This window comes from Gottfriedia sp. NPDC057991 (assembly GCF_042886615.1).
Lineage (GTDB): Bacteria > Bacillota > Bacilli > Bacillales > Bacillaceae_G > Gottfriedia.
Genome location: NZ_JBHVQN010000002.1, coordinates 809,207 through 823,539 on the forward strand (window position 1 = coordinate 809,207; position 14,333 = coordinate 823,539).

Consider the following 14,333-nt stretch of genomic DNA (forward strand, 5'->3'; position numbering starts at 1 on the left):
AATATAACAGCCGACAAAAATGAAACTAACTAAATAGCAAGAGGAGGTGAAATCATGGGTGCAAATACTATAATTTTGATCATCTTCGCATTGCTTGCCACATTCGGAGTCGGTTATGCTGTCGGATTTTTTGTCCGTAAGTCCATTGCAGAAGCTAAAATAAATGGCGCAACTAATCATGCAAATCAAATTATTGAAGATGCAAAACGTGATTCAGAAACAATTAAAAAAGAAGCTTTATTGGAAGCAAAGGACGAAATTTTCAATATTCGTACAAATGCAGAAAACGAAATTCGAGACCGTCGTAGTGAACTACAAAAGTCAGAAAATCGTCTGATGCAAAAAGAAGAGAACTTAGATCGTAAAGATGATGGACTTTCAAAACGTGAGTCTGTTCTTGAAAGAAAAGAGGAATCTCTTGTTTTAAAACAACAGCAGATAGAAGAAATGGAAAGCAAGATAGAAGCATTAATTGCTGCTCAACAAGAAGAGTTAGAGAGAATTTCTAGCTTAAATCGTGAAGAAGCAAGACAATTAATACTTACTAAAGTCGAAAATGAATTATCCCATGAAACAGCAATACTAGTAAAAGAAACAGAAGCTCGAGCAAAAGAAGAAGCAGATAAGAAAGCAAAAGATATTTTATCATTAGCAATCCAGCGATGTGCTGCAGATCATGTTGCTGAAACAACTGTTTCAGTTGTAAATCTTCCAAATGATGAAATGAAAGGTCGTATTATTGGCCGTGAAGGACGAAATATACGTACTTTAGAAACGTTAACTGGTATAGATTTAATTATTGATGATACGCCTGAAGCTGTAATATTATCAGGTTTTGATCCAATTCGTCGTGAAACTGCACGAATTGCACTAGATAAATTAGTACAAGATGGTCGAATCCATCCTGCACGAATTGAAGAAATGGTTGAAAAATCAAGACGAGAAGTAGATGAGTACATACGTGAAGTCGGTGAACAAACTACTTTTGAAGTTGGTGTTCATGGAATTCACCCTGACTTAATTAAAATATTAGGTCGTCTGAAATTTAGAACTAGTTATGGTCAAAATGTGTTAAAGCATTCGATGGAAGTAGCGAACCTAGCTGGTCTTATGGCTGCTGAACTTGGTGAGGATACAAAACTTGCAAAACGTGCAGGTTTACTTCACGATATTGGTAAAGCAATTGACCATGAGGTAGAAGGAAGTCACGTTGAAATCGGTGTCGAATTAGCAACGAAATATAAAGAACATCCAGTAGTTATCAATAGTATTGCATCTCATCATGGAGATGCTGCGCCAACTTCAATTATTGCGGTTCTTGTAGCTGCTGCAGATGCATTATCTGCTGCTAGACCAGGAGCACGTAGCGAAACATTAGAAAACTATATCCGTCGTTTAGAAAAACTTGAAGAGATTTCTGAATCATACGAAGGTGTAGAAAAATCATTCGCTATTCAAGCAGGTCGTGAAGTACGCATTATGGTAAAACCAGATACAATTGATGATTTACAAGCTCATAGATTAGCGAGAGATATTAGAAAACGTATTGAAGATGAACTGGATTATCCAGGTCATATAAAAGTTACGGTTATTCGTGAAACTCGAGCTGTCGAGTATGCAAAATAAAGTGGTATATGCCACTTTATTTTCTTTTTTGTAACAAAATAAAGTAATTTTAAAAATAGCTCCAACTAAATACATATCTGAAATGAATCTTAGTTGAATGGCATAGATGAAAGATTCAGATTGTGCTAGTAATGGGGCTATTCGTATTTTTGGGTAATCTAAAAGTAAAATCAGTGCTGTGAATTAACAGTGGCAAGTTGGAAGGATGTAACGAAATGAGAATAATGTTTATAGGCGATGTAGTTGGTTCAAATGGTAGGACAATGGTAAAGGCTAATATTCAAGCTTTAAAAAGGAAATATAATCCATCAGTAACAATTATAAATGGTGAAAATGCAGCGCATGGTAAAGGAATAACGGAAAATATTTACCGAGAATTTTTAGAATTAGGCGCTCAAGCAGTAACACTTGGTAACCATGCATGGGATAAAAAGGATATTTTTGAATTTATTGATCAAGCAAAATACTTAGTTAGACCAGCTAATTTCCCTGAAGGTACACCTGGTAATGGATTAGTATTTTTAAATTTTAATGATGTTGAAATAGCTGTGATAAATTTACAAGGTAGAACATTTTTACCACCACTTGATTGTCCTTTTAAAAAAGCTGATGAGCTAATAAAAATCGCTAAAAAACGAACAAACATCATTTTTGTTGATTTTCATGCTGAAGCAACAAGTGAAAAAATTGCTATGGGCTGGTATTTGGATGGAAGAGTAACAGCGGTTGTTGGTACACATACACATGTCCAAACGGCTGATGAGCGAGTTTTACCTGCTGGTACAGCATTTATTACGGATGTTGGAATGACTGGTCCATATGATGGGATTCTAGGCGTTACAAAAGAAGCTGTTATTAAAAAATTCTTAACGAACTTACCAGTGAGATTCGAAGTAGATGAAGGTAGAGGTCAGCTAAGTGGTGTGATCATCGAATTAGACAAACAAACTGGTCTAGCAAAATCGATAAAAAGAATACAAATAAATGATGATCATCAAGAGCTATAACATCAATTAAAAGAATTGTGAAAATTTTTAAAAAACTTTTAAATATTTGCAGGAATAACTTCTTGTTATCGAGAATAGTTTTTATTGTACACAATAATAGCTTTGTAAGTACAAGGAGGATCAGGAATGGAAATATTAAAAGTTTCAGCAAAGTCAAACCCTAATTCTGTAGCAGGAGCACTTGCAGGTGTATTGAGAGAGCGTGGTACAGCGGAAATTCAAGCAATTGGTGCTGGCGCGTTAAACCAAGCTGTAAAAGCAGTTGCAATTGCAAGAGGATTCGTAGCACCAAGTGGTGTAGACCTTATTTGTATCCCTGCATTTACAGATATTCAAATCGATGGGGAAGAGCGTACAGCGATTAAATTAATCGTAGAGCCTCGTTAATAATAACAACCTGTTAGCTTAAAGCGACAGGTTGTTTTATTTTTAATTAAAGAAAGATTAAGTAATAGCGAGTAAGATTACGCAAATTTGTAATTAAAAAGTGGAGCAAACACTTTAGCTCCGACTTAAAGCTCGTCAGTCGACGAGTTTTTTTGTGTATAAATATTACTTTTATTATTGAATTTATTAATATGATACACTAATTTCAATAATCAAAAAAATGGAAGGGTGTTCATTTATGAAAGTTTTTGATGCTCATTGTGATGTATTGATGAAATTACTAGAAAAGCCATCGATCAATTTTGAAAATGATGATTCACTACAAGTTTCAGTTAATCGATTAAAACAAGGGAATAGTAAAATACAGTGTTATGCTATTTATATCCCCGAAAATGTACATAAACTAATCAAATTTGATGCAGCTCTTCAATGTGTCACGCTTTTTTATGAAAAAGTAGCAACAAAAAATAATAATATTAAAGTTATTCGAACAAAAGAAGATGAAGTTGGATTAAAAAGTCACGAAATGGGTGCTATTTTGACGCTAGAGGGCTGTGACGCACTTTTAGGTGATATTAATCGACTAAAGATATTACATCGTCTAGGCGTACGTAGTGTCGGTTTAGTATGGAATTTTGCTAATGAAGCTGCAGATGGAATTCTTGAAGAAAGAAATGGGGGTTTAACTAATTTTGGAAGAAGTGTAGTTCAATACTTAAATGAGCATAATATGTGGTGTGATCTTTCTCATTGTACTGAAGCTGCGTTTTGGGATGCATTTGAACAAGCAAAATATCCAACTGCGACTCATTCAAATGCTAAAGCAATTTGTAAACATCCAAGAAATTTAAATGATGAACAACTAAAGGCTATGTTTAATAGAGGAGCAATTGTAGGGATTAATTTCTATCCTACTTTTTTAGTCGATGAAGGTGTCGCAACGATTTCAGATATTCTTAAACATATCGATTATATGTGCTCTCTAGGTGGAGAAAAATTTATCGCGATGGGATCAGATTTTGATGGAATAGATACTCATCCAACAAATTTACATCACGTAGGACTTTATCAAAATTTAACAAATGAATTGCTTAAACACTATACAGAACAGCAGGTTAAAGGCTTTATGTATGAGAATTATTCATCATATATACATTACAAATAACACGTTACTTGTTCAGAATAATAAAAATATAAAAATTAAAGGAATAATTTCTTTCAAAATCATTGATTTTTTTGATTAATAGGTCTAGAATTGAAAGCGAATTAACTCATATCAAAAGATATGTTTTAAATCGCTTTCATTCTTTTATAAAAAATGAATGATATGCAAAAAAATTATCCATTTATAATTTAATTTATTACGAATGAGGGCATTCAAAGGGGTGTAGGAAATGATTGAACAACTTTCGTGGAAAGTTGGAGGACAACAGGGTGAAGGTATCGAAAGTACAGGTGAGATTTTTGCAATTGCGTTAAACCGTTTAGGTTACTACTTATACGGATATCGTCATTTCTCTTCTCGTATTAAAGGTGGTCACACTAATAACAAAATTCGTGTAAGTACAACTGAAGTTCGTGCAATTTCAGATGACTTAGATATTTTAGTAGCATTTGACCAAGAAACAATCGATGTAAACTTTTATGAATTACGCAAAGGCGGCATTGTAATCGCTGATGCTAAATTTAATCCGACAATTCCAGATTCAACTGACGTAACACTTTATTCAATTCCATTTACAGAATTAGCTACTGAACTAGGTACTTCATTAATGAAAAACATGGTTGCAGTTGGAGCTTCAAGTGCAATTTTAGGTCTATCAATTGAAGTTTTCAGAGAAGTTGTAGATGAAATTTTTGGTAAAAAAGGTCAACAAATTGTTGAGAAAAACATAGAAGCAATCGCACGTGGAGCAGAAGAAATGAGAGAAATGCTTGGCGTGAATGTAAATAAAATGCAATTATCAGAAGCTGATGGTAAAAAACGTATGTTCTTAATCGGTAACGATGCAATCGCAATGGGTGCATTAGCTGGTGGTTCTCGTTTTATGGCAGCGTATCCAATTACGCCAGCATCTGAAATTATGGAATACTTAATTAAAAAATTACCTCAGTATGGTGGGGCAGTTATTCAAACTGAAGACGAAATTGCTGCATGTACAATGGCAATCGGTGCTAACTATGCTGGTGTTCGTACATTAACATCATCTGCAGGTCCTGGTCTTTCATTAATGATGGAAGCAATCGGTCTTTCTGGTATGACTGAAGTTCCTTTAGTAATCGTTGATACTCAACGTGGTGGTCCAAGTACTGGTCTTCCAACTAAACAAGAGCAATCAGACTTAATGGCTATGATCTACGGAACTCATGGTGAGATTCCAAAAGTAGTAATCGCTCCAAGTACAGTAGAAGAAGGATTCTACGATATGGTAGAAGCGTTTAACGTAGCTGAAGAATTCCAAGTACCTGTTATCGTAATTACTGACTTACAACTTTCTTTAGGTAAACAAACTGTTGAGCCACTTCAATTTGATAAAGTTCAAATTCGCCGTGGTAAGTTTGATTACAAACAAGAATTACCTGTATCAGAAAACAAAGAGTACTTCAAACGTTTTGAAGTGACTGAAGATGGAGTTTCTCCTCGTGTAGTACCAGGTATGAAAGGTGGAATTCACCACGTAACTGGTGTTGAGCATGATGAAATGGGTAAACCATCAGAATCACCAATTAACCGTAATCAACAAATGGATAAACGTATGCGTAAGTTAAATAACCTAAAATTCCCTAACCCGGTGTTAGTGAACTCTAAACACGACGATGCTGATGTATTACTAGTTGGTTTCAACTCAACTCGTGGTGCGATTGAAGAAGCAATGGTTCGTTTAGAGCAAGATGGTATCAAAGTTAACCATGCTCATATCCGTCTAATTCACCCATTCCCAACAAACGAATTAATGCCTGAGCTTAAAAAAGCTAAACGTGTAATCGTTGTTGAAAATAATGCTACTGGTCAATTAGCAAGCATTATTAAAATGAACTGTGGACATGCAGAAAAGATTTCAAGCTTACTAAAATATGATGGAAATCCTTTCTTACCAAAAGAAATTTACAATACTTGCAAGGAAGGAGTTGTTCTAAATGGCAACATTTAAAGAATTTCGTAATAATATTAAACCAAACTGGTGCCCAGGATGTGGAGATTTCTCTGTACAAGCATCTATTCAACGTGCAGCAGCAAATGTTGGTTTAGAACCTGATAACCTTGCAGTAATTTCTGGTATTGGATGTTCTGGTCGTATTTCTGGATATATTAACTCATACGGTTTACATGGTATCCATGGTCGTTCACTACCAATTGCACAAGGTGTTAAAATGGCTAACCGTGATCTAACTGTTATCGCTTCTGGTGGTGACGGTGATGGATTCGCTATCGGTTTAGGTCATACAATCCATGCAATTCGTCGTAACATTGACATTACGTATATCGTAATGGATAACCAAATCTATGGTCTTACAAAAGGTCAAACATCACCTCGTAGTGATGTAGGATTCAAAACTAAGAGTACGCCACATGGTTCTGTTGAATCTGCACTTTCAGTAATGGAAATGGCATTAACAGCTGGTGGAACATTCGTAGCTCAAAGTTTCTCAAGTGATTTAAAAGAATTAACTTCATTAATTGAGCAAGGTATTAACCACAAAGGTTTCTCTTTAATTAACGTATTCAGCCCATGTGTAACTTACAATAAAGTAAACACATATGACTGGTTTAAAGAAAATCTTGTTAAACTTTCTGATATTGAAGGATATGATCCATCAAACAAAGAAATGGCTATGCAAACATTAATGCAAAATAAAGGTTTAGTAACTGGTCTTATTTACCAAAACAAAGAGCAAAAATCATACCAACAATTAATCTCTGGATACAGTGAAGAACCATTAGTTGAATCAGAACTTCAATTAGAAAAAGCACAATTCGAAAAATTAGTTGCTGAATTCATGTAATAATAAAAATACTCCTCATTTTTGAGGAGTTTTTTTTATTTTATATCTAAATATAGACAAACTGACTATTTATTATGAAGGATACTGCCATTTGATGTTGAAGTAATTTGTAGTTAGGAGTGTTTTGATGATGAATATTAAAATAAGAAGACCAAGAATAGAGGACATTAAAGAGTTAAATCAATTTTTTGAAATAGTAATTACTGACACTTTTACAAAAGAAGGTATTAGAAATCAGGTGGAAAGTATGAATGATGAAATCGAAGCAAAAGGAAAATATTTAGAAAATGATTTTGAAAGTAATGGTGAGGAACGATTTTTTTTGATTGCTCTAGATAACGAAAAGATTATTGGTTCGATTGAATATGGTCCAGCAAGTGATCTTATTTTAAATTGTACAAACCATGCATTAAAAGGGCTACTTGAGGTCGGTACCGTATTTGTCCATCCGGACTATCAAAAAAATGGAATAGGAAATTTATTATTAAATAAAATGTACGTAACTTTACAGAATAAAGGGATAAAAGAATTTTGTTTAGATAGTGGCTATAGTAATGCCCAAAAAATCTGGAAAAAGAAATTTGGGAAACCCGATTATTTATTAAATGATTATTGGGAAAAAGGGTATGATCATATGATTTGGAAAATTAAAGTCAGTGATATATTAAAATAGCATAAATGATGAGAAAAGATGAGGTTTCACATTTTATAACGTTCTGAACTATGGCGATATATGAAGTGGGAGGTTTTTCAACTTCGGTTTTCATTTGTAGTTGATTTGATTGAGCTTTTTATCGAAAATTAGTAAATTTTTATTAGATTTAGTAAGCATTAGAGCTTATTTGTTAGTTTTTAAGTTAAAAGCATCTACTATGTACATATATTAGGTCATAATATCTCAACGGGTATAGGTAATTTTTTATTTTATTTGCACTTCCACTAGATTTAATTGCAGTTTTGCTAAATTTATTTGCGATTCTGTATTTTTAATTGCAGATTTGCCAATTTTATTTGCGATTTTCAGATTTTATTTGCAAATCACTGTTTATTTGCCAGATTTCATCATTTATTTGTACAGATGATCCTTTTATTTGCGTTACCCAAAGACTTATTTGCAGCCTATACTTTGTTTATCACTACTCTTTTTTGTTCTGCAGTTTTGCCAACATATTTAACGATTCTCTAAGAATATTTCCCATAATAAAAAAGGTGGTTTCCTATTTTGGATGTCCTCCTTTTTTAATTACAGAGTAACACTTAAATAAATTCTGAAATTTAAAAAGTAGGCAAATAAAGGAAATCGTATGATATTATCGAATTTCTTAATTAAAAATAATTGAAAGGAGAAAAATCTTGTTATTCTCACTCCTACCTGCTTTAATAACTTTTATTTTGGTAAGTATTCTTTCACCCTTTTTAATTGCTACGTTAAGAAGATTGAAGTTGACTCAACCTATAAGAGCAGAATTACCAGCTGAGCACCATAATAAAAAGGGCACTCCTTTAATGCTGGGAAGTATATTTCTGATTGGTATTTTAGTAGCTTTCCTTAATTATTCTAGTCCACTAATGCTTTTTTTAGTTGGAACTTTTATTTTATTCAGTGTTGTTGGTTTTCTTGATGACTTTTGGAAAGCATCAAAACAGGATCCAGGGGGAATATCAGCTAGAACAAAACTAGTTTTTCAATTTTCTTTTACAATTTTTTTACTTATTGTATTAATTAATTTTTTTAAAATAGACACAACCTTTCGTATTACGGATTCTATAAGTATCTTTTTACCATTATGGGTTTTTTTGACTCTAATCACTTTATTTATTGTAGGATCAGCTAATGCTATTAATTTTACTGACGGGATGGACGGACTCCTTGGGATGGTATCAATCCCTACCTTCTTTTTCTTTTTTCTGATTTCAGATCAAATTGAAGTGAAAATTTTTAGTTTAATAATGATCGCGAGTTTAGCTGGGTTTTTAATTTATAACTTATATCCAGCTAAGGCATTTATGGGGGATACAGGATCAATGGCAATAGGTGGTTCTTTATCTTTTTTAGCGATAATTGAAAAAGTAGAAATCTTGATTCCTATGTTGTTTTTTATTTATTTAGCTGAACAGTTTTCCGTAATTTTTCAAGTTTTCTACTATAAAAAAACAAGAAAAAGGCTATTTCTTATGGCCCCTATACATTTTCACTATGGAATTAAATATGGTTGGTCAGAAAATGTCGTAGTCATGAATTTTACGATTATTTCCTGGACAGGTTGTTTCTTAAGTTATTTATATTTTTATTTTTTTATGTAAGCTGAGAACCCACATCATACTGAGAATTTTTAATTTAAGAGGATCCTTTGATGGATTCTCTTTTTGTGTTTCAAAAAAGTGCTATTAAAACACGAGAGGCCCGGGTCACGTTCCAAGATGAGTACCCTATATTGGAAATCAACATTCTTCTATTAATAATTAAAGCGCTTTATTATTTAAAGAATTGTTTTTTAAATAATGAATAAAATTATTCAAATATACTACTATTATCAGCTTTCTTTTTTGCGTAAGGCACATTGTATATTGTAGAATAACGTTATATACTTAAGTAATGTGTGGACGCTCGAGAAGAAAGGAGATTGTTTCATGAATGAACAACAACGCCTTCAAGGCACTAATATAAATAATTCTAAAGATAAAAACGATAAAGATTACAGTAAATATTTTGAAAAAGTTTACCAAGCTCCATCTTTAGCTGATGCAAAGCGTCGTGGTAAAGAAGAAGTTACGTATGATCGTGGTTTCGAAATTCCTGAAGAAATGAGAAATTCAGGTGTCGGTAAGAAATTCTTAATCCGTACTTATGGCTGTCAAATGAATGAGCATGACACAGAAGTTATGGCAGGTATTTTAACAACGATGGGTTATGAAATCGCTACATCAGTTGAAGATGCTGATATTATTCTATTAAACACTTGTGCAATTCGAGAAAATGCTGAAAATAAAGTGTTTGGTGAAATTGGTCACTTAAAACCGTTAAAACTTCAAAGACCAGATCTATTAATTGGTATTTGTGGTTGTATGTCTCAAGAAGAAGCAGTTGTTAATCGAATCTTACAAAAACATTCATTTATTGATATGGTATTTGGTACACACAATATTCATAGATTACCATTTATTATTCAAGAAGCGATGTTTAGTAAAGAAATGGTTATTGAAGTATGGTCAAAAGAAGGGGATGTAATCGAGAACCTTCCAAAAGTACGTCGTGGCGAAATAAAAGCTTGGGTTAATATTATGTATGGCTGTGATAAATTCTGTACATACTGTATTGTTCCTTACACACGTGGTAAAGAACGTAGTCGTCAACCAGAGGATATCATCAATGAAGTACGTGAATTAGCTAGACTAGGCTATAAAGAAGTTACATTATTAGGTCAAAATGTTAATGCTTATGGTAAAGACTTAGATGATGGTAAATATGGTTTAGGTCATTTAATGGATGAAATCCGTAAAATTGGCATCCCACGTGTTCGCTTTACAACAAGTCATCCACGTGATTTTGATGATCATTTAATAGAAGTTTTAGCAAAAGGTGGCAACTTAATGCCACATATTCATTTACCAGTACAATCTGGTAGCTCTGAAGTTCTAAAACTAATGTCACGTAAATACGATCGTGAACAATACTTAGAACTTGTAAGAAAATTAAAAACAGCAATGCCACAAATTTCATTTACAACAGATATTATTGTTGGTTTCCCAAATGAAACGGATGAGCAATTCGAAGAAACGATGACATTATATGAAGAAGTTGGTTTTGATTTAGCATTTACATTCATTTATTCACCACGTGAAGGTACACCGGCTGCAAAAATGGTAGATGATGTACCAGAGAGTGTGAAAAAGGAAAGATTACAACGTCTTAACAAGGTTGTAAATGATAAATCTGCTGAATTTAATAAACGTTTTGAAGGTCAAATACTTGATGTATTAGTAGAAGGAGAAAGTAAGAAAAACCCTGATGTACTTGCTGGGTATACTCCTTATAATAAACTTGTAAACTTTAGAGGTCCTAAATCAATCGTTGGTCAAATTGTAAAAGTAAAAGTTACAAAAGCTAAAACTTGGTCATTAGATGGAGAATTAGTAGAAGAAACAGTAGAGGTGCTATAATGGGAAAATATACAAAAACTGATATCGTTGAACGTGCAAAAGAATTAGCAGTAATGATTTCTGAAACAGAAGAAGTAGATTTTTTTAAACGTGCTGAAGCGCAAATTAATGAGAGTGAAACTGTAAGAACTTATATTGAAGAAATTAAGTCATTACAAAAACAAGCTGTTAATTTAGAGCACTGGGGTAAGAAAGAAGCACTTAAAAAGGTTGAACAAGAGCTTGATGAATTAAACGAAAAACTAGAAACAATTCCAGTTGTACAAGAATTCCAATCTTCTCAAGTAGAAGTTAATGATTTACTTCAATTAATCGCTCACACGATCTCAAATGGTGTGACAGACGAAATCATTAAATCAACAGGTGGTAACTTATTAAGTGGTGAGACAGGTTCAAAAGTAGCACACGGGCCTGATGCTTGCAAAACAGATAGCTGCAGCCATTAATAATAAAAGACTCAAGGAAGCAATTAATTTTGCTGCCTGAGTCTTTTTTTTATGTAAAGCTAATAAAGTAATTACTAAATAGCCTAAATATCATAATTTTTATGTTTATTTTTTAAATTCTTCAATTTAGAGTCAACTTTATTAGGCTGTCGTCATACAATTTATCATCACATGTTTTTTTAACTTGTATAAAAGAATTTTCATGTCATTAACACATTCCGCATATGTCACGCATAGAATGAAATGAAAATGGAACGAGGAGGGTCACACCTATGTCTGAACGCGAACATAGAGAGATTATAACGAAGGCAGTCGTAGGAAGAGGCAAGAAATATAACAAAGTCACACATACAATCACACCAAATCATACACCATCAAGTATTTTAGGCTGCTGGGTTATAAACCATGTATATGATGCAAAAAAATGCAAAGATGGAGTAGAAGTATCTGGTAAATATGATATTAATATTTGGTACTCCCATGGTGACAATACGAAAACAGAAGTAGTTCCAGAGTCTGTTAAGTATCATGAAGTAGTAAAGTTGAGACACAGAGATGAAAACTTTACTGGCGAAGATTGTGAAGTGATTGCAAGATCATTAAAACATCCAAATTGTTTAGATGCAATTATTTCTCCAAATGGAAATCGATTTATTGTAACTGTAGAGAAAGAAGTATTAGTTGAAGTTGTAGGTGAAACGAAAATAGTCGTACTTGTTGCACCACATGGTGTACATGACGATGACGAGTTCTTTGATGTAGATGATGAGTTTGAAGATTTAGATCCAGATTTTGTTTTAGAAGGCGAAGAAGAGTAAGCTAGGCTAGGAAGGTGATACTTCCTAGTTTTTTTATGTGTGCCAGGCATGTTCATCAACTTGACGGTGAAAGTCCGTTATGGGCGTTGAGATATGCGAACCATTAGTTGAAGGCAAGGGTGTTCATGGTGACATGAAATCTGAAGGAAGCCTTAGACAAAATCTCGGTCTGAGGTACACGAATCACATTCGAGGTTCCTATTTTAGGATGAGTCTGCATAACAAGATAAAGTCCAAAATATCTCTAGATAAAATAGGAATAAATGTGGCAGACAAATGAGATGAAAGTGGATGAACTTACCCTGGGAGATCTCTTAATAACCCGATGGGAACCTTCTTAGTGATAAGAAACTGAGTTAAGAGAAGTCAGCAGACGTCATAGTATCAACAAACGTTGAGAAGGACTGAACGAAAGGAGTGACCATGAAAATGGAAGTTTACATAGGAATGACGACACAGCCAACCTTAAAAAGGACTAATGGTTTACGAAACGTTCGGAAAACGTGGGAGAAATCACTAGCGTGGAGTTCTTATGCGCAAACCTACTCATGGGGACAATATGGAATTAATCAATCGAATCACCAGTAGAGATAATCTCAATATGGCTTTTAATCGGGTTAAGAAAAACAAAGGTGCAGCAGGAGTCGATGAGAAAGATATAGAAGCTACACGAATCTACTTAAAAGAACATAGCGAAGAAATTATCGAAAGAATACGAAGTGGAAAATACAAACCACATGCAGTCAGAAGGGTAAATATTCCAAAACCAAGTGGAGGAACACGAAAATTAGGGATACCAACTATAACTGACCGAGTCATTCAACAGGCGGTCGTACAAGTGTTGACACCTATTTTCGATGTTCAATTCAGTGAATTTAGTTATGGATTCAGACCAAATAAGAGCGCCCATCAAGCAATTGAACAAGCAAGACGCTACGTGGAAGAAGGATACATCTATGTAGTGGATATCGACTTAGAAAAATTCTTTGACCGAGTTCAACATGACAAACTCATGTGAATTATCTGTAAGACAATCTATGATAAACCAACACTCAAATTAATTCGAAGGTTCCTACAAGCAGGCATAATGGAGAATGGTACAATACAAGCGAATCGTGAAGGCACTCCACAAGGAGGACCACTCAGTCCATTACTGAGCAATATTATCCTAAACGAAATGGATAAAGAGTTGGAGAAACGCGGGCTCCGATTTGTGCGCTACGCAGATGACAGTAATATATACGTAAAAAGTCAAAAGGCTGGCGAACGAGTTAAAAAGAGTGTTAGTGAATTCATTGAAAAGAAGTTGAAATTAAAGGTAAATGAGAATAAAAGCGCAGTGGGAAAGCCGATGGCACGTATGTTTTTGGGAGTCAGCATTTATAAAATGTGGGGAAAAACAAGAATATATGTGCCGAAACAAACAAAGAAAAGATTTGAAACAAAACTAAAGAAACTAACCAACCGAAATTAGGGAGTAAGTATGGAATATCGGGTGGAGAAAATAAACCAACTACTTCAAGGGTGGGGAAACTATTTTAAAATAGGAGATATCCAAAAATACGCTAGAAAGATCGATAAGCATACCCGAAGAAGATTAAGAGCAAGTCGATGGAAGGAATGGAAGAAGACATCTACCAAATATCGAAATCTGAAAAGGTTGGGAATCAATGCCAATAAAGCATGGAGATGTGCCAACTCAAGGAAAGGATATTGGCGCACCTCAAATAATCCTACTCTAGATTATGCCTTAAATAATAACTACTGGAAAGAACTAAAATTAAAATGTTTAAGTGAGATAATTTCATAAACTTTCGAACCGCCGTAACGGAACCGTATGTACGGTGGTGTGAGAGGTCGGCGCGGTAACGCGCCTCCTACTC

The 14,333-nt window shown here is 34.0% G+C and carries 12 protein-coding genes and 1 pseudogene; all 13 read left to right on the top strand.

What is annotated here, in order from left to right; genetic code table 11:
• The first annotated feature begins 54 nt into the window (after window positions 1-54).
• The 13 genes and pseudogenes from rny (at window position 55) to ltrA (ending at window position 14,260) form a co-directional block, all read left to right on the top strand.
• Window positions 55-1,626, top strand: a complete 1,572-nt coding sequence (gene rny / locus ACFVR2_RS11340; protein ID WP_335412898.1) for a ribonuclease Y — start codon at window positions 55-57, stop codon at window positions 1,624-1,626.
• Window positions 1,627-1,841: 215 nt separating this feature from the next.
• The gene (locus ACFVR2_RS11345) at window positions 1,842-2,633 is read left to right on the top strand and encodes a TIGR00282 family metallophosphoesterase (protein ID WP_387361654.1); all 792 of its coding nucleotides are present in this window, start codon (window positions 1,842-1,844) and stop codon (window positions 2,631-2,633) included.
• Window positions 2,634-2,759: 126 nt separating this feature from the next.
• Window positions 2,760-3,020 carry a stage V sporulation protein SpoVS gene (gene spoVS / locus ACFVR2_RS11350; RefSeq protein ID WP_088041153.1) on the top strand — a complete coding sequence of 87 codons (261 nt, stop codon included), beginning with the start codon at window positions 2,760-2,762 and terminating at the stop codon, window positions 3,018-3,020.
• A 238-nt stretch (window positions 3,021-3,258) separates the two neighbouring features.
• Window positions 3,259-4,185, top strand: a complete 927-nt coding sequence (locus ACFVR2_RS11355; RefSeq protein ID WP_387361656.1) for a dipeptidase — start codon at window positions 3,259-3,261, stop codon at window positions 4,183-4,185.
• A gap of 229 nt (window positions 4,186-4,414) precedes the next feature.
• A complete protein-coding gene (locus ACFVR2_RS11360; protein ID WP_387361658.1) occupies window positions 4,415-6,172 on the top strand; it encodes a 2-oxoacid:acceptor oxidoreductase subunit alpha in 1,758 nt (585 codons plus the stop codon).
• The gene (locus ACFVR2_RS11365) at window positions 6,159-7,025 is read left to right on the top strand and encodes a 2-oxoacid:ferredoxin oxidoreductase subunit beta (RefSeq protein ID WP_098231873.1); all 867 of its coding nucleotides are present in this window, start codon (window positions 6,159-6,161) and stop codon (window positions 7,023-7,025) included. The genes ACFVR2_RS11360 and ACFVR2_RS11365 overlap by 14 nt, the downstream gene beginning before the upstream one ends.
• Before the next feature lie 127 nt (window positions 7,026-7,152).
• Window positions 7,153-7,698, top strand: a complete 546-nt coding sequence (locus ACFVR2_RS11370; protein ID WP_387361661.1) for a GNAT family N-acetyltransferase — start codon at window positions 7,153-7,155, stop codon at window positions 7,696-7,698.
• Between the two features lie 719 nt (window positions 7,699-8,417).
• Window positions 8,418-9,329 (top strand): phospho-N-acetylmuramoyl-pentapeptide-transferase, encoded by a 912-nt coding sequence (gene mraY, locus ACFVR2_RS11375; protein ID WP_387361788.1) that lies wholly within the window; start codon window positions 8,418-8,420, stop codon window positions 9,327-9,329.
• Window positions 9,330-9,656: 327 nt separating this feature from the next.
• Entirely contained in the window at window positions 9,657-11,186 is a 1,530-nt protein-coding gene (gene miaB, locus ACFVR2_RS11380) for a tRNA (N6-isopentenyl adenosine(37)-C2)-methylthiotransferase MiaB (RefSeq protein WP_387361663.1), read from the top strand.
• Window positions 11,186-11,632: a YlbF/YmcA family competence regulator gene (locus ACFVR2_RS11385; protein ID WP_387361665.1), complete on the top strand. Its 447-nt coding sequence runs from the start codon at window positions 11,186-11,188 to the stop codon at window positions 11,630-11,632. The genes miaB and ACFVR2_RS11385 overlap by 1 nt, the downstream gene beginning before the upstream one ends.
• A 272-nt stretch (window positions 11,633-11,904) precedes the next feature.
• The gene (gene cotE / locus ACFVR2_RS11390; RefSeq protein ID WP_387361667.1) at window positions 11,905-12,450 is read left to right on the top strand and encodes an outer spore coat protein CotE; all 546 of its coding nucleotides are present in this window, start codon (window positions 11,905-11,907) and stop codon (window positions 12,448-12,450) included.
• A gap of 429 nt (window positions 12,451-12,879) precedes the next feature.
• Entirely contained in the window at window positions 12,880-13,038 is a 159-nt protein-coding gene (locus ACFVR2_RS11395; protein WP_387361669.1) for a hypothetical protein, read from the top strand.
• Window positions 13,010-14,260: pseudogene (gene ltrA / locus ACFVR2_RS11400) on the top strand (group II intron reverse transcriptase/maturase). Before ACFVR2_RS11395 ends, ltrA begins: the two are co-directional and overlap by 29 nt.
• Window positions 14,261-14,333: the final 73 nt, after the last annotated feature.